This window comes from Nitrospira sp. Ecomares 2.1 (genome assembly GCF_965152585.1).
Genome location: NZ_OZ224219.1, coordinates 1,688,207 through 1,713,830 on the forward strand (window position 1 = coordinate 1,688,207; position 25,624 = coordinate 1,713,830).

At 53.8% G+C, this 25,624-nt stretch carries 16 protein-coding genes and 1 pseudogene; 12 read left to right on the plus strand and 5 right to left on the minus strand.

The annotated features are described in order from the left end of the window. Positions 1 to 5 precede the first annotated feature (5 nt). The 7 genes from ACWHYD_RS07375 to ACWHYD_RS07405 all read left to right on the plus strand — a co-directional run bounded on the left by ACWHYD_RS07375 (position 6) and on the right by ACWHYD_RS07405 (position 8,863). Entirely contained in the window at positions 6 to 605 is a 600-nt protein-coding gene (locus ACWHYD_RS07375) for a tetratricopeptide repeat protein (protein ID WP_447965263.1), read from the plus strand. Positions 606 to 977: 372 nt separating this feature from the next. Next, positions 978 to 1,250: a hypothetical protein gene (locus ACWHYD_RS07380; protein WP_447965264.1), complete on the plus strand. Its 273-nt coding sequence runs from the start codon at positions 978 to 980 to the stop codon at positions 1,248 to 1,250. Positions 1,251 to 1,420: 170 nt separating this feature from the next. After that, complete coding sequence (locus ACWHYD_RS07385) at positions 1,421 to 1,609, plus strand: hypothetical protein (RefSeq protein ID WP_342346441.1); 189 nt, start codon at positions 1,421 to 1,423, stop codon at positions 1,607 to 1,609. Positions 1,610 to 2,374: 765 nt separating this feature from the next. Continuing rightward, the gene (locus tag ACWHYD_RS07390; RefSeq protein WP_447965265.1) at positions 2,375 to 2,938 is read left to right on the plus strand and encodes a Slp family lipoprotein; all 564 of its coding nucleotides are present in this window, start codon (positions 2,375 to 2,377) and stop codon (positions 2,936 to 2,938) included. A gap of 314 nt (positions 2,939 to 3,252) precedes the next feature. Next, entirely contained in the window at positions 3,253 to 3,879 is a 627-nt protein-coding gene (locus ACWHYD_RS07395; RefSeq protein ID WP_447965266.1) for a pyridoxamine 5'-phosphate oxidase family protein, read from the plus strand. A 112-nt stretch (positions 3,880 to 3,991) separates the two neighbouring features. Continuing rightward, positions 3,992 to 4,747: a cupredoxin domain-containing protein gene (locus ACWHYD_RS07400; RefSeq protein ID WP_447965267.1), complete on the plus strand. Its 756-nt coding sequence runs from the start codon at positions 3,992 to 3,994 to the stop codon at positions 4,745 to 4,747. Positions 4,748 to 5,326: 579 nt separating this feature from the next. After that, on the plus strand, positions 5,327 to 8,863 hold the full coding sequence (locus ACWHYD_RS07405) for a DEAD/DEAH box helicase (protein ID WP_447965268.1): 3,537 nt from the start codon (positions 5,327 to 5,329) through the stop codon (positions 8,861 to 8,863). Positions 8,864 to 8,882: 19 nt separating this feature from the next. On the opposite strand, the gene ACWHYD_RS07410 is transcribed toward ACWHYD_RS07405, so the two are convergent. Then, entirely contained in the window at positions 8,883 to 9,011 is a 129-nt protein-coding gene (locus ACWHYD_RS07410) for a hypothetical protein (RefSeq protein WP_447965269.1), read from the minus strand. Positions 9,012 to 9,110: 99 nt separating this feature from the next. Here ACWHYD_RS07410 and ACWHYD_RS07415 point away from each other — a divergent pair, with 99 nt between their 5' ends. The 4 genes from ACWHYD_RS07415 to ACWHYD_RS07430 all read left to right on the plus strand — a co-directional run bounded on the left by ACWHYD_RS07415 (position 9,111) and on the right by ACWHYD_RS07430 (position 11,437). Beyond that, on the plus strand, positions 9,111 to 9,260 hold the full coding sequence (locus tag ACWHYD_RS07415) for an ion channel (protein WP_447965270.1): 150 nt from the start codon (positions 9,111 to 9,113) through the stop codon (positions 9,258 to 9,260). A 195-nt stretch (positions 9,261 to 9,455) separates the two neighbouring features. After that, positions 9,456 to 9,629, plus strand: a complete 174-nt coding sequence (locus ACWHYD_RS07420; RefSeq protein ID WP_447965271.1) for a hypothetical protein — start codon at positions 9,456 to 9,458, stop codon at positions 9,627 to 9,629. Between the two features lie 496 nt (positions 9,630 to 10,125). Then, positions 10,126 to 10,281: a hypothetical protein gene (locus ACWHYD_RS07425; RefSeq protein ID WP_447965272.1), complete on the plus strand. Its 156-nt coding sequence runs from the start codon at positions 10,126 to 10,128 to the stop codon at positions 10,279 to 10,281. A gap of 94 nt (positions 10,282 to 10,375) precedes the next feature. Further along, entirely contained in the window at positions 10,376 to 11,437 is a 1,062-nt protein-coding gene (locus tag ACWHYD_RS07430) for a metallophosphoesterase family protein (protein WP_447965273.1), read from the plus strand. 112 nt (positions 11,438 to 11,549) lie between these two features. On the opposite strand, the pseudogene ACWHYD_RS07435 reads toward ACWHYD_RS07430, so the two are convergent. From ACWHYD_RS07435 to ACWHYD_RS07450, 4 genes and pseudogenes are all read right to left on the minus strand, one after another. Beyond that, positions 11,550 to 11,645: pseudogene (locus ACWHYD_RS07435) on the minus strand (integrase core domain-containing protein); the annotation flags it as partial. Positions 11,646 to 12,352: 707 nt separating this feature from the next. Then, entirely contained in the window at positions 12,353 to 12,496 is a 144-nt protein-coding gene (locus ACWHYD_RS07440) for a hypothetical protein (protein WP_447965274.1), read from the minus strand. A gap of 206 nt (positions 12,497 to 12,702) precedes the next feature. Then, on the minus strand, positions 12,703 to 13,161 hold the full coding sequence (locus tag ACWHYD_RS07445; protein ID WP_447965275.1) for a hypothetical protein: 459 nt from the start codon (positions 13,159 to 13,161) through the stop codon (positions 12,703 to 12,705). Positions 13,162 to 13,862: 701 nt separating this feature from the next. After that, positions 13,863 to 16,355, minus strand: coding sequence for a heavy metal translocating P-type ATPase (locus ACWHYD_RS07450; protein WP_447965276.1), 2,493 nt, complete (start codon positions 16,353 to 16,355; stop codon positions 13,863 to 13,865). 641 nt (positions 16,356 to 16,996) lie between these two features. Here ACWHYD_RS07450 and ACWHYD_RS07455 point away from each other — a divergent pair. Continuing rightward, positions 16,997 to 25,603: a GH36-type glycosyl hydrolase domain-containing protein gene (locus tag ACWHYD_RS07455; protein ID WP_447965839.1), complete on the plus strand. Its 8,607-nt coding sequence runs from the start codon at positions 16,997 to 16,999 to the stop codon at positions 25,601 to 25,603. Positions 25,604 to 25,624 lie beyond the last annotated feature (21 nt).

Genomic DNA, 25,624 nt, shown 5'->3' on the forward strand with positions numbered 1-25,624 from the left:
ACACCATGAGACTTCTGGCCACTATCCAGAAAACGGGCGTGATTTTTTTACTCTTTTGGGTTGGAGCGGTATGGGCCGGTTTTGAGGAAGGGGAGGAGGCCTACCTGCAGGAGAATTTTTCCGCCGCTCTGTCTGAATGGCGACCATTAGCAGAAGAGGGACATGCCGAAGCGCAGAACATGTTGGGCTATATGTACCGGTATGGCCAGGGAGTCACCCAGGATTTTGAGCAGGCTCGACTGTGGTACCGTCGGGCTGCGGATCTCGGCAATGCCAGAGCTCAGAACAATCTTGGCGCGATGTACCGCCAGGGTTTGGGGATGCCGCAGGATTATCAAGAGGCCTTTCGATGGTTTCTACGGGCGGCCGAACAGGGAAACGGTGGTGCGCAAAATCATGTGGGTCTCATGTATTACAAGGGAGAAGGAGTCCCAAAGGACCTGGTGCAAGCCTATAAGTGGGCGTATCTGGCTGCCCAGCAGGGCCTGGATCCATCAATCCAAGCCTTGGACCTACTCTCACAGGAGATGACCACTGCACAGATCAATAAGGCAACTGATCTCGCACGGAAATGGAATCCCAAAGGTGAAGAGGTCGCTCTTTAGGTGAAGGTCTGACGTCCATGTGTTGAGAAGAGTTTTGTCATCCCTTCTACGTTGCCGTAACTGATTTTGGGAATTGAGAAGGAAGGACTCTTGAGGACGTGACGAGTTCGGTGAGATAGACCTTATGAGTCGGCTATGATTACTTCCTGTATTTGACTCCCTCCCAGCAGAGTGCTACCCTGATTCACGGTGCAAGCGATGGTGGTTACCCTGCCTTTTCCGCGCTTTCATTCCTAGGCGGATTGATTTTTACAATTGATTCTTGAGGGTGTGAAACCTTCATTAACCCCTTCGCTTCCTGCCCGGTTCGACAGGACGGTTCGTGTTCTTTGTCATGATTGGGATGGTTTTTTTGCCAGAAGGAGGCTTCTTATGAAGCTGACAATGAAGTGGGGTGGTAAGGTCAGGAATAGAAAAACCTTTAAACCGGAGCCCAAGATCCGTTGGGATCTCCTTGGCCTCGCTGATCCATCTAAAGAAAAAATCCCCATGCCGATCGATGAGGTTCGCCGGCAAGTTCTGATGATGTCGAGCCCTGGGTTTGATCAGGATAGCGCTACTCGCCTTGATGTGGTGCCTCAAAAAATTTCCCGTTCTTCCACTTCTGCAAAGCCGGTGACCAAGACGCGCAGGGAGTCCACGTAGGACGGCTATGCCGCGTAGGTGGACAAGAGACGGGTACATGGGAGCATGGCAGGTTCGGTGGCTCGACAAGTGGGTGTGATGGTCTCTCAAACAGGCATAGACTTAAAGAGACCTAACACTCAAGTGTGGAAGCCGGAGGCGTGATAACCCATATCAAAGGAGGAAGATAAATGGGAAGACCCACAAAAGTAACCCAAGCCAAACGAAATCGTGAAATGGTCAAAAGGATGAAGCAACAGGATAAGGAAGCCCGACGTGAACAACGCAAGTCTGAAAATGAAGAACCTCCTAGAGTACTCGATGGGGAAGATCCCGACTTAGTTGGGATACGGCCGGGCCCGCAACCACCTCAATACTAGTGAGACCTGTCCCTTCTCACTAATCGTTCGACACAAATACCGGTATTCTTCCGGGGATCTTTTCCCCAACTCAAGTTGTTCTGCCAAGGTTGGCTCTATTATCCGAAAAATCTGCCTCACTCTGCTTTTCTGACAGCCCGGTAGTACCCGTAGGGGGAGAAATGGCATGTCAGGTCGTGGATTACTGTAGTTCACCTTACTGTGGGTGACCATTCCCGAACAATCCTGTTGAATAGGCGTGCGTCTACATGGAATCTAAAGAAAGGCCAGCCTACTTCCAGGTTGTTATTTTATAACTTGTTTGTCTGCATCGGTTGGCCGGTTCCTGTGAGAGGGTGGCACCCTTCCCATTGGGAGTTCATATAGAGAGTATCGGGCCACTTCATGCTCCAAGGCAGATCCCTGGAGGTCCGGTGATGCGGGTTAAGTTCTCCCAATTTTTGGTCGTCACAGTCTCTTGTTATGTGAGACGCATCGCTACTTCCGTTGGTTGTTCCGAGGCCATAATTAGCATTACGATTTGTCTGAGTTGAGTCTTCCTGTTGAGCTTGGTCAAATAGGACCTGGGTGAAAATCCCGTTGCGCCTCTTTGCATCACCGCGCCAGCCAGGCGAAGTTAAGATGGGTCACGGAGAATTCTAAATGTTGGTATCATCTGTGAGGGCTTTAACTAATTCCATGCCGTTTTTCAGGCCCGGTTGGAGTGATTATTTGCCGAGGGGATACCATCCGCCAATCATCCTTAGGATATAATAGAATAGGCTTATGAAACTGAAAAATCTCATTGAGTGTGTGGTTCTCGGTCTGGGGTGTGTAATGGGAGGATGCGCTGCCTCGCCCATGGAGATACCGGAAACGCTTCGGAATCAGATTGATCCTACTCTCACGTTTTCGCAAGTGATTCAACATCCCGGGTCTTATCAAGGAAAGATACTCCTGCTTGGAGGGGAAGTCCTTTCGGTCAAGCGCCTTAAGGAAGGGACCCGGCTTGAGGTGTTGCAATTACCCTTGGATGAGTACCGGCGTCCCTTAATGACCCGCACCGACTCACAAGGCCGGTTCCTCGCCATGGAGAAAACTTTCCTTGATCCCGCCATGTTTCCGCCGCATACTCTGATCACCCTTGTGGGAGAAGTGACAGAGAGTGTTGCCGGCAAGCTTGATGAGATGGACTATCAGTTCCCCGCCGTAGTGATTAAAGACCTCTATGTGTGGAAAGACCCGTCTCTGACTCAAGCAAGCAATTCCGGACCCTGGTCCAGCATCTTTGGTGGTGGGAGCACCGGAGGCCGGGTCGGTGGGGGGATCGGAGTGGGCATTGGCTTTTAGTGTCAATTTGTTCTTCGGCCGTAGCATTTTCCCCTCATGACCACCTCCGGCTGTACGTTGGGGGATGAGCCTCGATACGGCGAGGCATGGACTGTATTCCTCACACCCCTCCGTCAACACCTTTAGCGGTTCCATCAAATAATTGCTCCTGATCCTCCTTCCTCCATTTTCTGAAAGGTGATGGGGATGTGGTTCTTTCCTTCAGCAAACCTGTGCGTCTAAGATAACGGGTGCCCTCCCACTAGAGAATTTCATTAATTTTCGAAGGCAAGGCCTGGCAGGTTTGGCTTTGAACAATAAACTGAAGGTGTAAGATGCAAAAAGAGCCGGAAGAATCGACAGCGTGCGTGAGTTCAGAAGGAGAGCGTCGAGCCCAAAATATGATGGGGACAGGCCGGCGGGCCGCGGCTTTTTATCGGAACCAGATGGAAAGCGAATTAAACGACAATATGCAGTCGTTTATTGCCAGACAGGAGATGGTTTTTCTTTCGACCGCCAATGCCAAGGGCGAATGTGATTGTTCGTTTAGGGCGGGGACCGTCGGATTCGTTCGAGTGCTCAATCCCAGGATGTTGGCCTATCCCGAGTATCGCGGAAACGGGGTCATGGCGAGTGTCGGCAATATACTTGAGAACCCACAAATCGGCCTGATGTTCATCGATTTTTTGCAAACCACGGTCGGTCTGCATGTCAATGGAAAGGCAAAAGTCCTCACCAACGATGATATCATGCGTCTTCCCAACGTCACGGCGGCGATTCTCGAGGACGTGACCGTGGCCGGAGGACGTCATCCCGAATGCTGGACGTTGGTCGAGGTGGAGGAAGCCTTTATCCACTGCTCCAAGCATATCCCACTGCTCAAAAAATTAGACAAACCTCTTCATTGGGGTACCGACGATGAATCCCTCAAAGGCAGCGGGTTTTTCAAAGAGATCCGCTGAGAACCGGGATTGAATGTTAGACCAAGATCACGTGACGATATGCACAAAGACGGTTGTAGGAGAACGATGAGTCGTACTCACTACATCAACCATGTCTGATTGAAGGGATCTTATGAAATCACCCGTACGGGAGTGGATCATTGGATGCGTGATCATATTGTTCTGTCCACTTCCGGTGTTGGCCACGGTTGGCTGGGAAACGGGGGACATCGTTCTGGATTTCGGGCTGAATCTGGAATCCGGGGAACGTACGGTCTTGGTAGATAAAGTTGAAGTCGGAGAACCCTTTTTTGTTGAATTGACCTGGAAACTGAATGCGAAAAATTGCCTTTTGCATATACAAAGATCTACGGATGGTGAAGGTGTACCCACCACCATATTGGTGGTGGATGATGGTCTATTTAATGGAGTTGTTTCCCATGCGGTCTTTCCTAAAGTAGACGAAGTGGTGGTCACGGCTCGGGAAGGGCAGAGGTGTGAAATTCAGCCGTCTCAAGATGAATTTCTCGTGATTGCCAGGGCTCCACGTGCTCCCCTGGCTTCCGAAAAAGAGTGGGCTAATGTCCCGATTGGAGGGGTGGTGGTCCTGTTCCGGGCTACAACATTTTATTTACCTCATGACGTCACGATTATGCCGGGCCAAAAGGTCTTGTGGATTTATGCCGATGGCGCCCAAGAACCCCACAGTGTCACAAGTGGTGGCTGTCGGGTGAACGATTGCTCTGGTGGTGGAAAACAGTTCGATAGTAGATTGAATCTCAATAAACCCGGACAGCGGTTCGAGCATGTGTTTAAGCATCCCGGTACATTTCCCTACCATTGCAAGCTTCATTTAGGATCTATGCAGGGCACCGTGATCGTCAAATAAGCTTTTCCAATCCATTAACTAACCCTCCTTCCTCTATGCCTGCACGAGTGAAAGCCTGAGGATAATCGGGGTTGATGGAAAAATGTTTTTTCTGCAGGCTGATAATCCCACAGATGAATCTTCCCATGGGTGCATAAGAATACCAGAGGCATCCGCGTTGAATAATCACCATTTTGTACCGCGGTATGGCTTAGCTTAAAATTTTTGAGGCTTCTGGCCAAAAGGTGTTCTCCCCTTCAGAACAAAGGATTGATCTTCTTTTCACGAAACGTTTTTTGCGGGATTGAGACGGTCCAGCGATTTTTCATCTACCCGGTCCGGATGGGCATACATCAGAGGATAAGTGGTGTATAATTAGCGTTTTGGCCGATACGCATCTGGAGTGGAAAAACCCGTTCAATTCGTGACATCAACCGTGGGTGTTTGGTCGACCGGTGCCTGTGTTTTATAGAACATCCATATGTCTTATCTGTGCTGCTGCCGAATGATGCATTGTCCATCACGACCGGGATTGCCCTGGTGCCAGAGGTCGTGCCTGTTTGTAGATCGCTCAGGGTCCTATACGATGATAGGGGAACGATGTCCGTAGAACCCTTTGGTGTCCTGGAACACCTGAAAGTCCTCTCTCCGAATCATGTCTACTTCCTGGCATCCAAGGCCTTTGTCCTTCGCGGGTATGAGTATTACGCCCAAGGAAGGCTCGAGTCGTATAGCTGGGACCGGACGCAGTCTATCTTGTCGGCTACGGTGCGAGGGGCGACCCAGTATCTGGTTCGGTTCGGTGTGCACAACGGGCAGCTGACCTTTTCCTGCACCTGTCCGGTGTGGACGCCGGAGTCGCATTGCAAACATGTCATTTGTGCCCTATTGACCACAGTCAATCTCCTGCTTCCCGATACCTTCCGTATGCCTTCATCCAATTCCACCCAACGAGCGCTGCTCCTGCGACAACTCATGGAACGCGTCGGGAGCCCTTTGGCCTCAAAACCACCCACTCCGGCCGCTCCTCCACGCTTCGAGATTACTCTTCGAAACCGTCATGGAGTGTCTTCCATTAGCATTACCAACCATGGGAACATTTGCCAATCCTTTGCGGGAATGCCCACCGAGCTAGCCGTGCTGCTTCGTGCCACCCAGGATCCTGCATGGTCCGTCCAGGAAGGGCTGCGTGACTTCCTTAAACATCACGGACAGAATCATGCCTTGTTCTTTGAGCATGCGGATGGGAAATATCCTGTGGAATGGGCGCCGGATTCGTTATATACCACGAAAACCGAGTTGGACATTCTCGGTTCGCATGTCTCGATTGCCGCCTGTTGTTTGCGTTTCGGAGAGGTGCAACGGGACACCCACGCCTGTATGGGCTTTGCAGCTGATTTGGGCGCGAAAAAACTTGGACCACTCGAACATGAAGGTGGGTGGGCCGTGTACGATTTGTTGTATGAAAACAGTCAACGGGAACGGGTTATTGAGCCTGAGGATGTTCTCAGTCGTCCGTTGGCCCTGCCCTCGACACCCCACAATCGCGATGGCTGGCTTTCATCGGAACGCCCCACAGGAACGGACAGACCAACTTTTTCCATTCCGGTAGACCAGTTTATGGCCTTACAATTCGACATTCCCCTCCAAGAACAAGATCGAATTTTGCGGTCGGTATTGCTCAAGTGTGCCGGTCAAGAAGTCTCACTCACTGATCATCGCCACTCCGGAGAGACGCCAATTTATCAGTATCGTCTCACATTCATTCCAGAGACCATTCCGATGGATGCCTCGGTGTTGGATTTGAGAACAGGGATTCTACGCGCGGAATGTTGGCTTGGGGAAAGCAAGGGGAGGCCCAGTATCCCTATTTTCAGGATGTTTCCATTTTTTGAGAATGCCAAAACGGTCTCGAGCGGGTTGAGGGCGAAGAAACGCCGTGCACTCCTGTATGACACATTTTTTCAATTGATCGGGCAGCAAAAGCCATCGGATGTCAGGAAACTTATCAAGACCTGCATTGCGCAGGATGAATTTCGTCCATTTAAACTGAAGGCGGAGGCCGAACAGATCCTTCAGCGATTTTCCTCGCCGGCCTTAGAGCCCAGTGTTCGTTTGGTGGTTCACGACGGGCACTGGTGCGTCGTGATGAACGATTGGGCGAAAGAAGCCTTGCTGTATGCCATTCCTTATATACTGTGGGGGCCATCGCTTTTTGACGGAATGGTGGAACATGATGAAATGAGCCTTCCGCTGACAAACCTCTATCCCTTGTTTCCAGACCTTCATGCCAGATTGCAGGAAGTCGGAATCGAACTGTTTTATCAAGACCAGCCCATTTCCACGTCGCAGTGGAATTGCTCGATCGATGCGCGACGCGCTTCGAGCATTGATTGGTTTGAACTACGACCGGAATTGCTCTGTGACGGGGTGCGGATCGAAGCCAAGGATATCAACAAAATTCTTGAGCGTGGTGGCATGATGGAGTCGGATGGGATGATCCGGATTGTGGACCAGAACACTCAGGCCATTTTGCGGGCGTTTGCCTTCCTCTCCAATAAACCCAGCTTGGAACACAAGGAACAAAAGTCCGTCGTTCGTGTGCCAAAATTGCAAATTTTGGATTGGGTGGCGTTGAGAAAGCAGGGAGTGACGGTCATCCTGCCTCCAGCGGACGAGGCGTTGATCAACCGGTTACTGCACTTTGAGCAGATTGAGCCCATTCCCCTTCCTCAGGCCTTGGGGGCCACGGTTCGACCATATCAACAAGAAGGGTATCGTTGGCTCGGGTTTCTCTATCAACATCGCCTGGGTGCCTGCCTGGCGGATGACATGGGATTGGGAAAGACCCTGCAAGCGATTTGTTTATTCGCGGGAATCAAAGAAGGCATTATCCAACCCCCGGAACCGATTCAAGGGCCACATCTCGTGGTACTTCCTCCCAGCCTCTTATTTAATTGGGAACATGAAATTTCCAGGTTTTATCCCTCACTGACTATACAGTCGTATACCGGGAAGGAACGCACGTCCTCATTTGCCGGAGCGGATGTCGTCCTCACGACCTACGGCCTGATCCGGCGGGACATTGCGATCCTCGAAAAAATCCCATTCAATGTCATTCTGTTCGATGAAGCCCAGGCGGTTAAAAATATTGTGGCCAGGACCACCGGTGCCGCGAGACGGCTCAAGGGGTATTTTAAATGCGTGATGACCGGAACCCCCTTGGAAAATCATGTGGGGGAATATTACGCCCTGATGGATTTGTGTGTGCCGGGCCTACTGGGAGACTATGAAGAGGTCAGGGGAAAAATGAAAACGCCATCACCGGCCCTGTTAGAAACCATTATGCAGCGGAGCAGACCTTTTGTGTTGCGACGAACCAAAAGTCAAATCCTCAAAGAACTGCCGCCAAAAATTGAGACAGATCTGTATCTGGAATTGACCGATCGTCAAAAGACCTTATATCAACAGACGGTCACCAAAATTCGTTCAACCATTGCTGCCGCCTATCAAAGTCAAACGCCCGCGCAGGCCCGTATTATTGCGCTGACGGCGATTCTCAAACTTCGGCAAATCTGCCTGTCGCCACAATTGCTGAGTTCCGCCCATACCGATCTTTCCCCGAAGCTGGAATGTCTCCTTGATCGACTCAAGGAACTCCTTGATGAGGGACACAGTGCGCTCGTCTTCTCCCAATTTACGTCGTTTCTGGATATCGTCGAACAGGCCTTCGATGCGCATGGCATTCCTCATGTCCGATTGGATGGTTCCACACCGACGCCCACAAGAAAAAAACTGGTTCAGGAATTCCAGGAGGGGGCGAACCCTTCGATCTTTTTATTGAGTCTCAAAGCCGGAGGACAGGGACTGAATCTCACCAAAGCGTCCTATGTGTTTCATCTCGACCCCTGGTGGAATCCGGCCGTGGAAAATCAAGCATCTGACCGGGCGCATCGCATTGGGCAAACACAGAACGTCTCTATCATGCGGTTACTCATGCGTCATACCATCGAAGAGAAAATGATGGAATTGAAGCAGAAAAAGTTGGATCTCTATCACGCCGTCCTGGAAGGAGCCACTCCTCATGGCGGCGGAGTGTCTCTCTCACAAAAAGATTTTGACTTTCTTTTGGAATGAACCATCGTTGAGCAAGAGGCTACGCGTTATTGTCCTTGATTGTCACCACGCTGCTGGTCGCCTTGTCCGTCATGGTTGGTACTGCAGTCGTCTGCCGTATTTTCATCTTCATGCCCTCTCGATCCAGATGACCAAGGGTAGGTGTCATCTGGGGCATCTTATTGGCGCTAATCGCGCATAACATAGAAATTTTGATTTTTGCGGTGGGGTACTGGGGTTATATATTCCCCAAAATCTGGGACGTTCGATGTGCACGTTAACTCCCGGATTTGAAGTTCGTGCCTATTACTCTTTTGTCACCTATACGACCGTAGGATTTGGCGGTCGTTTTCCAATCGGTCCTCTTCGCTTTCCCACAGGAATAGAATCACAGACCAAGTTGGTACGGCTTACCTAGACGTCGTCCTGCATCTACCTCCAAAATGGAAACCCTGCACCGGAAAAATTCCAAGTCGGGGTGAGAGAGTCGACGTTCCGTCATGTAAGCGCAATCTTTGGGCGACGCCTACTGAGCAGACATTCCGGCATCAGTCGCGAACTGCGACGGAACCTCTGGTGTGGACAGCATGATTATCCGCAAGGGGTCCAGCTGATGGCTGAAAGTCTACTCCACCAGGCAGCGAGGCGGGACCGACTCAAATCACACGCGGTCCGAGAGTATGTGCACAAGAAATTACATCGTGGCGTTGCCCCGGAATTGATTGCGGACCGGCCCCAATACCAAAACCAGGTGCCCACCATGTGTTACGAGGCCATCCATCAATAAATTTATGTTGTCGCGCCTCAATTGATTCGTTTGTTGCCCCGCCACCTTCCCAAGCGGAAACCACAGTGGCGGTATCGGAAGGCCGGTGGGCGCATCAAGGACGAACCACCTTGACGTCCGTACTCAGGAGGGCAACTGCGCAACCAGTGGCATTGGAGGGCACGGTTATTTATCAATACCCGGATTTGAGCTTTTTCTCTCCTATATGAAAACATCTTCATGACAAATTCATCGCACCTTCATATTCACCGAGTATGATTAATGAGGAAATGCTATCGGCTCAAATAGCTGGTGTGAGCCATGCATGCCTTTCCGGCGTTTTGAATTGGGATGATGACGGTTGCCGCGACTGCATTAAAAAATTGCGCTTGGAGGAAATAATCTTTACGGAGCAGTTATTGGAAATTTTTTTTCACGTGCAATCTTCCACCATCCTCACAGAGCGAAATCGCTCAAACTAAGCGTACCCCAACAGGCAAATTCCTGTGGAGAGGCTGTGACAAAAGAAAAACGCGAAAAATTTCAAAACCTTAGAGATGATGAGAGCCTTTCAATGACATCAGGAAGTCACGGAATACACTTTGCAGAACAACATTATCAAGTGAGTGGGCCGTTTGTGTCCCTGCATCAAATTCATTTTCAGGAAGCCTAATGAATGGAGCAAGAAAGAAACTCTGGAAGAACTGAATTCCCTCTTTTCAAAAGCGGTGGTGTTCTAAGGAGTGGTATTGAAAGCATGCATGGCGATGACAAAGATTAGTCCCTGGCTACTTGGTATGATGGTCACGGTGGTGCTGTTTTCCATGGATTATCCGGCACATGCCCAACGAACAATCCCATCTTCTTCCGTATTCGAGATTCCGGAAACCATTTTTGCTGCGGGTGATATTGCAAAATGTAACGGCGACCACTCTAAGTGGGAGGAGTTTCTGCAGATGGTGGGTCTTTTGACCGAAAGCGAGGGAGAAGAGAAAGAAGAGAAGGAGCCCACTTTCCACAAGCTTCTCGAACTCGTAGGTTGGATTGAGGAAACCGACTATCATGCGAAAGCAGAAAAAACCGCCAACATGCTTTATGGCCGAAAAGGCAGCATTCTCGCATTGGGTGATCTTGGGTACCCCATAGGGTCCTCCCGGTCCTTCACTGAATGTTATAACCGGTCATGGGGGAGGCTCAAGGACAGAACCTATCCGGTACCAGGAAACCATGAATACAAAACCAAGAACGCCATGGCCTATTTCGCTTACTGGGGCCGCCGGGCCGGGGAGGCGGGGAAAGGGTATTACAGTTTTGATTTGGGTGAATGGCACATCATCGCCTTAAATAGCAAATTGGAAAAGAGCCAATATCGCGACACGATCTCAGTCCAACATGCGTGGCTACAACAAGATTTAGCGGGCACCGACGCCAAATGTATTCTCGCCTATTGGCATCACCCCGTGTTCAGCTCCGGCAAACATGGGGGATCTCAAAGGATGAAAAATATCTTGCAGACCCTTTATGCCAGTGGAGTCAGCGTGGTTCTCATGGGCCACGACCATGATTACGAACGGTTTGCCCGCCAGAATGCCGAAGGGGACCTTGATCCCGCACGCGGCTTTCGCGCGTTTGTCGTGGGCACGGGTGGCGCTCCCCTGTATTCCCTTGAAACACGACAAAAAAATAGTGAATTCTTCCAAGCAGACACGTTTGGCGTTCTGAAACTCGAACTCTACTCCGATCGGTACAACTGGGAATTCTTGCCTGTTGGAGGAAGCCCACCTCTGGACACCGGGACCGGGTCCTGTGTCTTACCTAAGAAGAAATAAATGGTTGGATTGAACCAGGCAAATAGAGGTGGTTCCGTTTCTTTGAACACCATTGATAAGTGGATCGTATGCTCTTGGGGTAGGCCGTTCTGGGGTGCGGTGGTGATTGAAATTACACGTGATCAGGCGTCCGGCTAGCCAGGCTCGAATGAGGCTGGCGGCTGTTATAAACCTGGAAGGAGCGAGCAACGCCCGCCCGTGCTTCGGCAGCCGAGTCATAGCCTGTAAGTTACACTTTTTCAAATTTGACGGATCGCCACAGACCCTCCAAAAAGTCGTTCTCCCGCCACGCGTTAAGCTGCTAATAAACTCTGCCGCAACTGATGCCTGAGCCCTTCGGCTGTTTGGTGGTGGATACAGGGTGGAGACGGTTCAATATCGTTCTGCGCTCAGCAGGCCGCTTGGGTGCGCGCAGTTTCTGGAAAATCATTTTTCAATGTCAACTCGCCCATCTAGGCGAGAAGGACCTTCACATCCACGAGCCGCTCTGGCGTGGAGTCCCGATGCACACACATCCGGGGCTCGGTCTAGACGCAAGGTTTTCCATTGCAAAATTTGATTCGAGTGAACATCAAACCGTTGAGCATGCTCAGCCATGATGTGTTTACCTTTGACGGCGGCGCGGGCTACTTTTGATGTAAACGCTGGGTGAGTGCTTAGCCCATGAAATCATAGTCCTGCACCTTCAACGTGTTCAGTGAGCTTTCCCATCTCCGGCACATGTTCTTTACGGAAGGCATGCATTATCTTTTCTTCTGTGCATGATCCCGTACCGCTTTGACTGCGGAAAATCTAATTCTTTGAAAACAGCTGGCCTTCTACCAAGAGCGACAAGTGAGACCAGATGCTTCGACAACGTCTCGCGAGTGATACTGGTGCTGCTCTTGTATGGGTTCGCATGGAAAGAGGCCCTGGTTAATTCGTCAAAGACTTTAACCGGGTGCCATCGTGCAGGATTTCTACTGCTCTGGCGTTGGAAGTCGCGGCCGGGGTGGTCACCGCCACCAAATAAATCCGCTTCAGATCAAGCGACAGGTTTTCTCGATCCCACTCGTACACCGTCACCCCCCCGAGGCGCCGGTCCTCAGCAACAGGGAGAACAGGGAGTCCTCCCGAACTACGGAATCACACTCAAACCAACCAGGGCGTTGGCAGAGAACATTGATTGTTCTACGATTGGCTACACATCTGGGGAGGGTTTTTGTGGAAGAACAACTTATGGCCGCACCGAATTTCCGTGGAGTTAGAGGAAAGGCACTGTGTCCCTAACTGCAAGCTGGAACGTCCTGATCCTTGGTCTGGTCCATCGATCTGCTGTTGACTTCAGAGACGGAGATGGACACGCCACTCTGCTCCTCAACTGCCTGCTGCAAAAGTGGGATCATTTCGCTCAGGAGAGCGTTATAGGTATCGGCAAAGCGTTCTTCCGTCACTTGCTCCATCGTCAACCGGGAGGCAATCTGTCGCCAATTACCATCCACTGCTTCTTTCATCAATTGCGATGATGGAGACGATTTTCCATTGGCCAGATCGGACCGGCTGGCCACGATGAAGTACAGCGCTTCAACTGGCCGGCGATCTTTTGTACAGGCCGCCGTCTTGAATACTCTGGTGTCCTGTTGATTGAAGATGTCAATTTCGCCAGGCTGGGCCAGTAGTTGACCCGCTGTGAGGACGCCCCCCAGCCCAATAACCGCCACAAAAGAGAGAAGGTATCTGCTCATGGATCTCATGAATGTTTAAGCTCCGACTGAGGACATAAGAGCATTGTACCAGAATGTCCAAGTCAGATCAGCGGCATCAGGTTATGCCGCAGCAACTTATATCCTCGCCTTGGTTTGCTTGCACGCGGCCCTTACGCCCAAGGCTGTGTTCTCAACCGCAACAGCCCCACTCAAACGGCCGCGGTTGATAAGAAGAAAACGGGACCCGTTCTTGAAGGGCCACCCAACATGGCGGGGGCACCCTCACGCAAAGGGATTTTGGTTTTCTCTTAGGATAAGCGACGGGGAGGGGACATACAGAACCGTCAGCCAACTGAGATACCCCACCGGAACGACATGGCATGCCATTGAGGATATAGAACGAGTCGGGTAAGGGTGGATACCATACCAGTCGTCATCCCCACAGGTTGATAGCGGGATCCATCAGAATAGAAACCAGATGGATTTCCGATAAACAATGTCGGAAATGACAGAAAAGGGAGAGATGCCGGATTAGCACTGTCCGGCGAGACCCATTCATCAATCATCCCCGCGGGAGTCAGCGGGGATCTATCTCCCCTCCTTTTCTTTGGTTCAAATAACCGTCGGCTTGCCTGCCAAGCCTATTCGCCGAAGTCGCTTCGGCTCCGAAGGCCGGGAATTCAGGCGCCGGCACGGTTTCCTTTTCGGCCGGACTCAGGGCATACGTTTTCAACATTCTGTTAGAGTTTGACTGATCGTAATCGCAGGGCATTAGTAATGACTGAGACTGAGCTAAAGGTCATCGCGGCTGCGGCAATCATCGGACTCAAGAGGATGCCGAATGCCGGATAGAGGATGCCGGCGGCAATCGGGACTCCGATGGCATTATAGAAAAAGGCAAAGAACAGATTTTGCCGGATGTTGCGCATGGTCGCCTGGCTGAGCCGACGGGCACGGGCAATGCCTCGAAGATCACCTTTGACCAGGGTGACTCCGGCGCTTTCCATAGCTACATCCGTGCCGGTCCCCATGGCAATGCCGACATGGGCCTGGGCGAGGGCGGGTGCATCATTGATGCCGTCTCCAGCCATGGCCACGATTTTTCCTTGTGCTTGAAGTTGCTGAATGATTCGGCTTTTCTCCTCGGGCAACACTTCCGCTTTTACCTCATCGATGTCGAGCTTCTGTGCGACCGCCTGTGCTGTTTGCTGATGGTCGCCGGACACCATGACCACTTGAATTCCTTCCTCATGCAACAGGCGAATGGCTTCCGAGGTTGATGGTTTAATCGGGTCGGCGACTCCGATGAGACCGGCGATCTGATTAGCGATGCCCACAAACATGACGGTTTGGCCGTCACGGCGCAGGTCCTCGGCTTTCTCCGCTAACGGTCCGAAGTCCTCGGGTTTCAGGTGGTACTCTTCCTCCAGGAATTTCCGTGTTCCGAGTGCCATGCTGTGTCCCTGAACGGTTCCGACCACGCCTTTGCCGGTTTTCGACTGAAAATCCTGAGTCTTCCATAACTCCAGCCCTTTGTCTTTCGCTCCGTTCACAATGGCGGAGGCCAGGGGATGTTCGCTGTTGCGTTCCAGGCTGGCGACCAATTGCAGGAGGTCATCCTCCTGCCTATCGGTAAGAGAAATGACTGACATCAATTTGGGTTTGCCTTCCGTAAGGGTTCCGGTTTTATCGACGACCAGGGTATCCACTTTTTCCAATTGTTCCAGGGCTTCCGCATGTTTCATCAAGACGCCGGCCGTGGCTCCTCGTCCCGTTCCCACCATAATGGACATGGGGGTGGCGAGACCCAACGCGCAGGGACAGGCAATAATGAGGACCGCAACTGCGTTGACGAGTGCGTGAGCCATGCGAGGCTCCGGACCGAAAAAAGCCCAGATAAAGAAAGTGAGTAACGAAACCCCGACGACAATCGGGACAAAATAGCCGGCTACCAGGTCGGCCATCCGTTGAATGGGCGCCCGGCTGCGTTGGGCTTCGCTGACCATACGAACAATCTGCGCCAGAACGGTATCCCGGCCGACTCGTTCCACTTGCATCACCAACGTTCCCGTTCCATTGACGGTTCCTCCGGTGACCTGAGCTTCTGCCTGCTTTTCCACCGGGATCGATTCTCCGGTAATCATCGATTCATCTATAGCACTTTGACCCTCAAGGATGACTCCGTCGATCGGAATTTTTTCTCCTGGGCGGATACGAAGCTTGTCTCCTGGATGTACCGATTCCACGAGGACGTCTTCCTCATCGCCATTTTCGCGAATACGCCTGGCAGTTTTTGGTGCCAAGCCTAGCAAGGCTTTGATGGCGCTGCCCGTCTGGCTGCGAGCCCGTAATTCCAGGACCTGGCCCATTAGCACGAGGACGGTGATCACGGCAGCGGCCTCAAAATACACGGCGACCTCACCGCCTTCTCCCCTGAAGGAGGCGGGGAATAATTGAGGAGCAATGGTGGCCACGGCGCTATAGACATAAGCCGTACCGGTTCCCAACGCAATGAGCGTAAACATATTCAGACTGCGGTTGACGAGCGAAGCCCACCCGCGCTGGAAAAACGGCCAGCCGCACCATAAAACCACTGGCGTTGCCAATATCCATTGCACCCATGCATTGACCGACGGCGAGAGAATCTGCTGAACGGGTTTGCCGAGAATCATCTCGGACATGGCCAGGAAAAACACCGGGAAGGCCAACACAAGTCCAATCCAGAATCGGCGCATCATGTCCTGGAGTTCGGGATTCTCTTCTTCTTCAAGTGTGATTTCGCGAGGTTCAAGCGCCATCCCGCATTTCGGACAGGAGCCGGGCTGATCCTGTACCACTTCAGGATGCATGGGACAGACATATTCCGTTTTAGTCGCCGGTGCGATTGCGATATCCGGCTCCAGTGCCATGCCGCATTTAGGACAAGCCGCCGGTTTGGGAGATTCGACACCAGGACACATCGGGCAAATATATTTGGCGCCGGGCTTGGCCGGCACGGCATCCATCGACTGTGTATGTTTCCCAGTCAGATAGCCTTCCGGATCATGGCTGAATTTGTCCTGGCAACGGGGATTGCAAAAGTAATACATGGTGCCCGCATGCTCGAATTTTCCCGCAGCGGTAAGCGGATCCACCATCATGCCGCAGACCGGGTCCTTCACCTGCTCTACCTTGGCCATGCTTAATTCCCGTCGCCGGGGCTTATTTTCGGGGATATGAGGTTTTTGTTCCATTGTGATGGTCCTTATCATCAACAGGCGAAAGTAAGAAGGTCATCTGGCCCGAAGTGGAAATTCTCAGTGGCATCACCTATGGCCTTCGATTCGGTCGGCGTTCACAAATGAACTCGTTGATTCAGTATAGTGAAATACCTTTGCCATGGGGAAGCCAACCCGAAGTTTGCGTTACGGAAATAGGCCACAGTTTTCCCGTCTGCTTTAGTGCCATCGCGTTCCCTATATCCCCGCATGGATATAGTGTTAACATGGCTTAAGCTGACAGGAGCGTGAGTCTAAAGCTTTAGCCATCCGCAGTTGAACGGCTTGAGACTTGTGCGGGGCCCAATCAACTTCGAGCAAGCTCTAACCCTTTGGCCTTGAGTTCCGGCAAAAAGCTGTGCTCCCGCACTGTCCGGTTGACCCTGTTAATTTCAATCCCAGCCAAGACAATGTAAAAATGGCCATCGACAGGTCACTGGTTGACGTGCTGAATGCACGTCGCATGACATTTTGGCAAACACAGGGCATAAGGCTATTACTGCGCGGACGCCCCAAGTTCGTGCGAGGAGAATGTCATCGTCATTACAGATCTCGGAAAAAAAATCGGATTTTTATTACCCGCACAAAATGCGTTGCGTGACGCCGGGGACACGGAGCTGCTGCGCTCGGAGCTGTTCAGCATCGAGCAATTGAAACGTCATGCGGTCACGCTAACCGGTCAACATACAATCGATCCGCACTCTGGACCGGACAAGTTATTACCTCGGCTGGCGGACAATGAGCGCGTGCTGGTGGCGGCGTATGACCTTGTGACAGCCGCCGTGACGCCCGGTCAACGGATCGTCGCGGCAGAGGCATGGTTGCTTGATAATTTTTATCTTATCGAGCAGCAAATCGTTCTGGCACGTCGCCATTTGCCGCGAGGGTACAGCCGGCAGTTGCCGCGACTGGCTGACGGTCCGTCAGCCGGTTTTCCCAGAATCTATGACCTGGCTTTGGAATTGATCTCTCATATGGACGGTCGTGTCGACAGCGACAATGCGACCCATATCGTTGCCGCCTACCAGACTGTTGAACCGTTACAGCTCGGAGAACTGTGGGCATTCCCGATTATGCTGCAGTTGGCACTTTTGGAAAACCTTCGCCGCGTGGGGTTGCGTATTGCCCGTCGGCGTGAGGAGCGCGACGCGGCGATCAGTTGGGCAGACCGCATGCACGCGACGGCCGAAAAGGAACCGAAACAGCTTGTTCAGTTGCTCGCCGAGTTCGCGAATGCTGATGTCCCCTTGACCGCACCGTTTGTGGAGGAATTTTACGCGAGACTCCAGGCTCAGGGGCCGGCTATGGCGTTCATTCAAACCTGGGTCGAACACAAACTACTCGAACAGGGGGTGACGGCGACGCAGTTGTCGGAGGCGGCCGGCCGAACGGCCGCGACCAATCAGATCTCCATCTCCAACAGTATCAGTAGTCTGCGTTTCATCGGAACAATGGACTGGAAGAATTACGTCGAGTCGCTCAGTGTTGTTGAAGAGACATTGTGTGAAGACCCGATGGGAATGTATACCAGCCAGGATTTCGCCACCCGCGACCGGTATCGGCATGTCATCGAAGATGTGGCGAGAGGCAGTTCGTGCAGTGAATGGGCTGTCGCACGCCAAGCGATTGTGCTTGCGCAGACTGCAGCTGCGCAGATGGGTTCCAACAACCGTGCCTCCCATGTCGGATACTACCTGATCGATCACGGACGCGACATACTGGAGCGTGGGGTGAACTGCCGTGTGTCGTGGAATTTGCGGATCAGCCGGGCGAGTCGGCCCTTCCGCCTGATCCTGTACCTCGGACCCATCCTGTTGCTCACGGCTCTGGCAACCTCGGTCGTGCTGTTCTCTTTCGAGGGATTCGGGTTGGATGATTGGCGGTTCTGGTTTTTGGGAATAACCGGGATGATGGGTGTCTCAGGGCTGGCCGTCTCGCTGGTGAATCTGGTGGTCACGCTGGCCTTAGCGCCTCGGGCGTTACCACGATTGGATTTCTCAAAGGGTATTCCATCCGTTCACCGCACGATGGTCGTGGTTCCCACCCTGCTGAGCCGGTCACAGGAGATTGATGATCTTCTCGAAGCCCTGGAGATCCGATATCTGGGGAATCGCGATCCCCATCTGTTCTTTGCCTTGCTGACGGATTTTCGTGACGCGCCTGAGCGTATGTTGCCGGATGATGAGGCATTGCTCGCCCGGGCTTCCGCAGGTGTCCAGGCGCTCAATGAGACCTACCGGGAGGACCGGCCGTGCATCTTTTATTTGTTTCACCGACCTCGAATGTGGAATCCCTACGAACGGGTGTGGATGGGGTATGAGCGCAAACGCGGCAAGCTGGAGCAGTTCAATGCCGTGCTGCGGGGAGAGGCACAAACGGCATTTTCCGATATTGTCGGTGATCCCTCCCTCCTCAGTTCCATCAAGTACGTCATTACGTTGGATACCGATACGCAACTCCCCCGTGACACGGGACGCACCTTGATCGGCAACATGGCCCATCCTCTCAATCGGCCGGTATACGATCCGGACAAGGGACGTATCGTCGAAGGCTACGCGATTCTTCAACCACGCACGTCAATCAGCCTGACCAGTGCCGGTCGGTCACGGTTTACGAAACTGTTCGCAGGTGAATCAGGCGTCGATCCCTATACGCGCGAGGTCTCGGATGTGTATCAGGATATTTTCGGGGAGGGGTCGTTCATCGGCAAAGGCATTTACGATGTGGATGCGTTTCGTCAGGCTGTCGATGGACGCTTTCCGGAGAACCTCATTCTCAGTCATGACTTATTGGAAAGCGGGTATGCACGTTCAGCACTGGTCACTGATGTCGATATCATCGAAGAGCATCCGGCTAGTTACGCCATAGAGGCGAGCCGAAGACATCGGTGGATACGCGGGGACTGGCAGCTTGCCGGCTGGTTGTTCCCACATGTGCCCGGACCGCCATGGCCCAAAGGATCGAAGGCGCAGCGGCAACCGAACCCACTGACAGCCCTGTCGGTGTGGAAATTATTTGACAACCTTCGACGCAGCCTCGTGTCCCCGTCACTGCTGGCTTTGCTGGTCGGTGGTTGGCTGATTGGTCCGGGATCGGGATGGGTCTGGACCCTGTTGGTCGGGGGTGTGGTGTTTTTGCCCATCCTGCTCGGAGCCATGATCGATTTCATCCGGAAACCTGAAGAGCGGGATTGGCTGGTGCACCTCATCCTCAAAAGCAAATCCACAGGCCATCCGTTCATGCTGGCGTTACTCACAGTGGTCTTATTGCCCTACGAGACGCTGATTAACCTGAATGCGATTCTGCGCTCGGGTGTGCGGATGCTGTTCACGAAACGCGGATTGTTACTCTGGCATATGCGATCCTATGTCAGTCGCAATGCGCGCCGGACCCTGCTTGATTTTTGTATGGAGATGTGGATCGGACCTGCTCTGGCGGTGGTACTGATTTTTGCCTTAGGGGTCAGCCGGCCGGAGGAGTGGGTGTTCTATGCGCCCGTGTTGTTGCTGTGGCTGGGGTCGCCGGTCGTCGGCTGGTGGATCAGTCTTCCCCTTGTGGTCCCCGTACCGGACTTGACCGTTGAGCAACGAACGTTCCTTCGGGCCTCGGCCCGACGAACGTGGCGTTTCTTCGCGAAGTTCGTCAGTCCGCAGGATAACTGGCTGCCACCGGATAATTTCCAGGAATATCCGGCCCCGGCCATTGCCTCCCGCACCTCGCCAACCAACATCGGCATGTCGTTACTGGCAAACTTGTCTGCGTACGATTTCGGGTATCTGTCCGCCGGAGAATTTTTGCGTCTTACGGAATACACTTTGGCGACGATGGAAAAGCTGGAACGTTACCGCGGCCATTTCTATAACTGGTACGACACACGAACCCTGAAACCGCTTCGTCCGCTCTATGTCTCGTCGGTGGACAGCGGAAATCTGGCTGGCAGTTTGCTCACCTTGCAAGCGGGATTGGCCGAGTTGAAAGATCAGCCGGTGCTGTCCTCGTGCCCGTTTCGTGGCCTGCAGGATACCTTGCAGGTCTTTGCCGAACACGTGCCCTCGATACCGGCCCCCGAACTTTCGAAGAAGATCAAGGTTCTTCAGGACACTCTTCATACATTCACATTGAACGGGGAACCACAGACATTGGCAGGCGCGGAACGACAGATGGAAGAGATTCACCGCATCGCCGGGGAACTGGTAGCCTGGCTTCCGGCAGATAGCGATATCGATGGCGAACTCTATCAATGGGCACAGGCATTCGATCAGCAATCCTGCGCACTGCGAGATGACCTGAGATGGTTGGTCCCCGAGTCGGGGCACTTCACCTCCATCCCGACACTGGTGGAACTGGCCAGAAAGCGGGTCGTGGGTACCCAAGGGCTGTCATCAGCCGGAGTGGGCGCATCCCCGCATACAGCGGCAGTGGAGCGGATAAAAATCATCGATGATTTGGTGAATCGTTGTCGCGAATTGGCGGGAATGGACTTTGAATTTCTCTATGAGACGTCCTGCGGCTTGCTGACCATCGGATACGATGTGGGGGAACGGCGCCGTGATCCGTCCTGTTATGATTTGCTCGCATCAGAAGCACGTTTGGCAAGTTTTCTCCTTGTCGCACAGGGACAGGTTCCGCAAAAGCATTGGTTCTCACTCGGTCGCCAGCTGACCAGTTATGGCGGCGCCGTGAGTTTAATTTCGTGGAGCGGCTCGATGTTTGAGTATCTCATGCCGCAACTGATCATGCCGAGTTACCAGAACACCTTGTTGGAGGAGACCTGCAAGGCCGTGGTGTCCCGCCAGATCGAATACGGTCGACAACGCGCGGTGCCATGGGGCATATCCGAGTCCTGCTATAACGCCACTGATATGCACCATGTTTATCAATATCGGGCGTTTGGGGTCCCCGGGCTGGGCTTTAAGCGGGGGCTGGGAGACGACCTGGTCATCGCGCCTTACGCCAGCGCGCTGGCGCTCACGGTGATGCCGCGAGAGGCCTGTCGCAACTTACAGACCATGGCGAGCAATGGATTCTGTGGCGTCTACGGATTCTACGAGGCGGTGGATTACACGCCTTCCCGCGTGCCTCGAGGGAAGAATCACGCGATCGTGCGCACGTTCATGGCGCATCATCAAGGCATGAGCCTGTTGGCGTTTGCGCATGTCCTGCTCAATCAGCCGATGCAGCGCCGTTTCATGTCTGCCCCTCACATACGGGCGACCGAATTGTTGCTGCAGGAGCGCGTGCCGAAGAAGGGCGCGACGTTGCATCCCCATGCGGCTGAGGTGAGCGCCGCCGCGCGCCCTGCCGCTGCGGAAGGCGGGGCAATCATGCGCGTGTTTACCGACCCGAACACGCCGATCCCTGAAGTGCATCTGTTATCCAATGGCAGGTACCACCTCATGTCGACTCATGCCGGTGGCGGATACAGTCGCTGGCGTGATCTGGCCGTGACCCGTTGGCGCGAGGACGTGACGTCCGATTGTTGGGGCACATTCATCTACTTGCGTGACCGCGACTCGGGAGGGTACTGGTCCACGGCGCATCAACCGACATTGCGCACGGCCGATCACTATGAAGCCATTTTTGTGCAGGGGCGCGCCGAATATCGGCGGCGCGACCTGGGGATTGAAGCCCATACTGAGATCAGTGTGTCACCTGAAGACGATGTGGAAATCCGACGCGTCACGCTCACCAACCTGTCGATTCGTACCCGTCATATCGAGGTGACGAGTTACGCGGAGGTCGTCTTGGCGCCATTGAATGCCGACTTAGCCCACCGATCATTCAGCAACCTGTTCGTGCAAACCGAAATCCTGCCGGACCGCCAGGCGATCCTCTGCCGGCGACGTGCCCGGACTCCGGGGGAGGCGACACCGTGGATGTTTCACCTGTTGGCTGCGCCCGGGGCTGTAGCCGACGAGCCCTCCTACGAGACGGACCGCTCAAAATTCATCGGGCGGGGTCGAACGGCGGCCAACCCTGTGGCACTGGAGAGCGATGATCCTTCGTCGACCTTGTCGAATACGGATGGTTCGGTGCTCGATCCTATCGTGGCCATCCGCCGCACCATCGCCTTGTCGTCCGATGAGTCCTCGACCGTGCAGATCATCTCCGGGGTCGCGGACACCCGGGAGGCTGCATTGGTGCTGCTTGAGAAATATTGCGACCGGCATTTCGTTGAGCGTGCTTTTGAAATGGCCTGGTTCCAAAGTCAGGAGGTGCTGCGTCATCTCAACGCCACCGAAGCGGAGGCTCAGGTCTATGGTCGCCTGGCCACCTCAATCATTTTCGCCAATGGCTTGCGCCGTGCTGCGCCAAGCGTCATTGCCCGCAACCAGCTTGGTCAGTCCGGGCTTTGGCGTTTTGTCGTCTCGGGTGATCTGCCGATCGTTCTGCTCCGTATTGGCGACCGGAACCGTATCGACCTGGTCAAACAAGTGCTGCAAGCCCATGCCTATTGGCGGATGAAGGGGTTGATTGCGGACTTGGTCATCGTCAACGAGGATTTCTCCGGCTATCGGGCGGTGCTGCAAGACCAGATCATGGGGCTGATCAATGCGGGTCACGAACCGCAAATTCTTGACAGACCGGGTGGGGTCTTTGTGCGGCGTGCCGAAGAATTGTCCGAAGAGGATCGGGTCTTGTTCCAGACAGTCGCCCGCGTGGTGTTGACCGATACCGCCGAGACATTACTCGAGCAGGTGGAGCGCCTCGTCCCGGTTGTGCGTCTGCCGGACCATTTGGTGCCATTGCGGCGACCGGCAGTCATACCGGCCCAACCATTGGCGGCTCGTGACCGAATTTTCTGTAACGGTCTGGGTGGGTTCACACCCGATGGGCGCGAATATGTCGTCACTCTTGAACCTGGGCAACATACACCGGCGCCCTGGGCGAATGTCATCGCCAGCCCACACATTGGCACGGTGGTCAGTGAGAGCGGGAGCGCGTATACCTGGGTGGAAAACGCGCACGAGTTCAGACTGACCTCATGGCACAATGACCCGTTGAGCGACAGTAGCGGCGAGGCGCTCTACATTCGAGACGAGGAAACGGGTGCATTCTGGTCGCCCACGCCATTGCCCGCTTCCGGTCGGTCCGGCTATGTGTGCCGTCACGGATTCGGGTACAGCGTGTTCGAGCATCACGAAGCCGGTATTGCCTCGGAACTGTTCACCTATGTCGCCATGGACGCACCGGTCAAGTTTGTGGTGATCAAGTTGCGCAACCATTCGAAGAGGCCCCGCCGATTGTCGCTGACGGGATATTGGGAGCTGGTGCTCGGAGAGTGGCGCCATAGCAATATGATGCACATTGTGACCGAAACAGATCCGCACAGCGGTGCCCTGTTTGCCCGCAATGCCTATGGCCGGGAATGTGCCAATCGAATGGTCTTTGTTCAGGTCAGCGAGCGGGAGCGCACGGTGACGGGAAACCGTACCGAGTTCATTGGCCGCAATGGGTCCCTGGCCAGTCCGGCCGCGATGCGCCTCAAGCGTTTATCGGGCAAAACCGGTGCGGGTCTTGATCCCTGCGCGGGCATACAGACCTCGATCGAACTGGCCGAGGGGCAGGAGAGTGAGGTCGTGTTCATCTTCGGCGCGGCCCGCAACACCGATGAGGCGCAGTATTTCATCGAACGATTCGGCGGACCGGCTGGTGCCCGTTGGGCCTTGGAAGCGGTGTGGGACCACTGGAACCGGACGTTGGGAGCGGTGCATGTGGAGACGCCGGATCGAGCGTTGGACGTATTGGCCAACGGTTGGTTGGTCTACCAGACGTTGTCCTGCAGGCTTTGGGGACGTAGCGGGTATTATCAATCCGGTGGCGCCTACGGGTTCCGTGATCAATTGCAAGACACCATGGCGCTCATTCATGCCACGCCCTGGCTGGCCCGTGAGCAGTTGCTTCGATGCGCCGAGCATCAGTTCCGCAAGGGTGACGTCCAACATTGGTGGCATCCGCCCAATGGACAAGGCGTGCGCACCCATTTCTCCGATGACTATTTGTGGCTTCCCTATGCCGCCTGCCGGTATGTCCTGGCCACCGGCGATACGGGAGTCCTCGACGAGTCCGTTCATTTCCTTGAGGGCCGTGAGTTGAATCCGGAAGAGGAGGCTTACTACGACCAGCCGCAACGTTCGACTGAAGCGGCCAGTCTCTATGACCATTGCGTGCGGTCAATCAAACATGGATTACGGTTTGGCGAACATCAATTACCCCTCATGGGCTGTGGCGATTGGAACGATGGGATGAATCTCGTCGGTCGTGATGGCAAGGGTGAGAGTGTGTGGCTGGCGTGGTTCCTGTACGAAAACCTACAGCTGTTTGCAGGCCTGGCTCGTCGTCGAGGAGACGAGGCGTTTGCCGACATGTGCACCGGGCAGGCTTCGCGGCTGCGCGACAACATTGAGGCCAATGCCTGGGATGGCGAATGGTATCGGCGGGCCTATTTCGATGATGGCACACCCTTGGGTTCGTCCCGGAATGCCGAATGCCAGATTGATTCGATCAGCCAGAGTTGGGCGGTCATTTCGGGCGGCGGTGATCCCAATCGAGCCCGTCAGGCCATGGCGGCGGTGGACACCCGCCTGGTGCGACGCGAAGATCAACTCATTCAGCTCCTTGCACCACCATTTGACACCTCAGACCTTGAGCCCGGCTATATCAAAGGTTACGTGCCCGGCGTTCGCGAAAATGGTGGCCAATACACCCATGCCGCCATTTGGACGACGACGGCGTTTGCCCTGTTGGGGGACAGGGAGCGGGCGTGGGAATTGTTTAACATGCTCAATCCCATCAATCATGGGAGTCAACCGGATGATATGGAACGGTATAAGGTTGAGCCCTACGTCATGTGCGCGGATATTTATGGTGCGCCGCCACACACCAGCCGGGGGGGGTGGACATGGTACACCGGAGCGGCAGGCTGGATGTATCGTCTAACCGTGGAAACCCTCTTGGGCTTGCAACTGGAGATCGACTATCTGGTTATTGCCCCCTGTATCCCGGCCCATTGGGAAGGGTACAAAATACACTATCGCTTTCGCGAGACCGTCTATCACATCACCCTCAGGCGCGTCGGTGAAAAACCGGAACACGTGAGCCGTCTATCGATGGACGGTGTGGAAATCGATGGCGTAGGAATGGATACGGCAGGGCGGCGGCAAGGAAGGATCCACTTGGTGGACGACCGCCGGGATCACTACATTGAGGTGGATTTGAGCTAATGGAGTCTTTCTGCCTTTGTC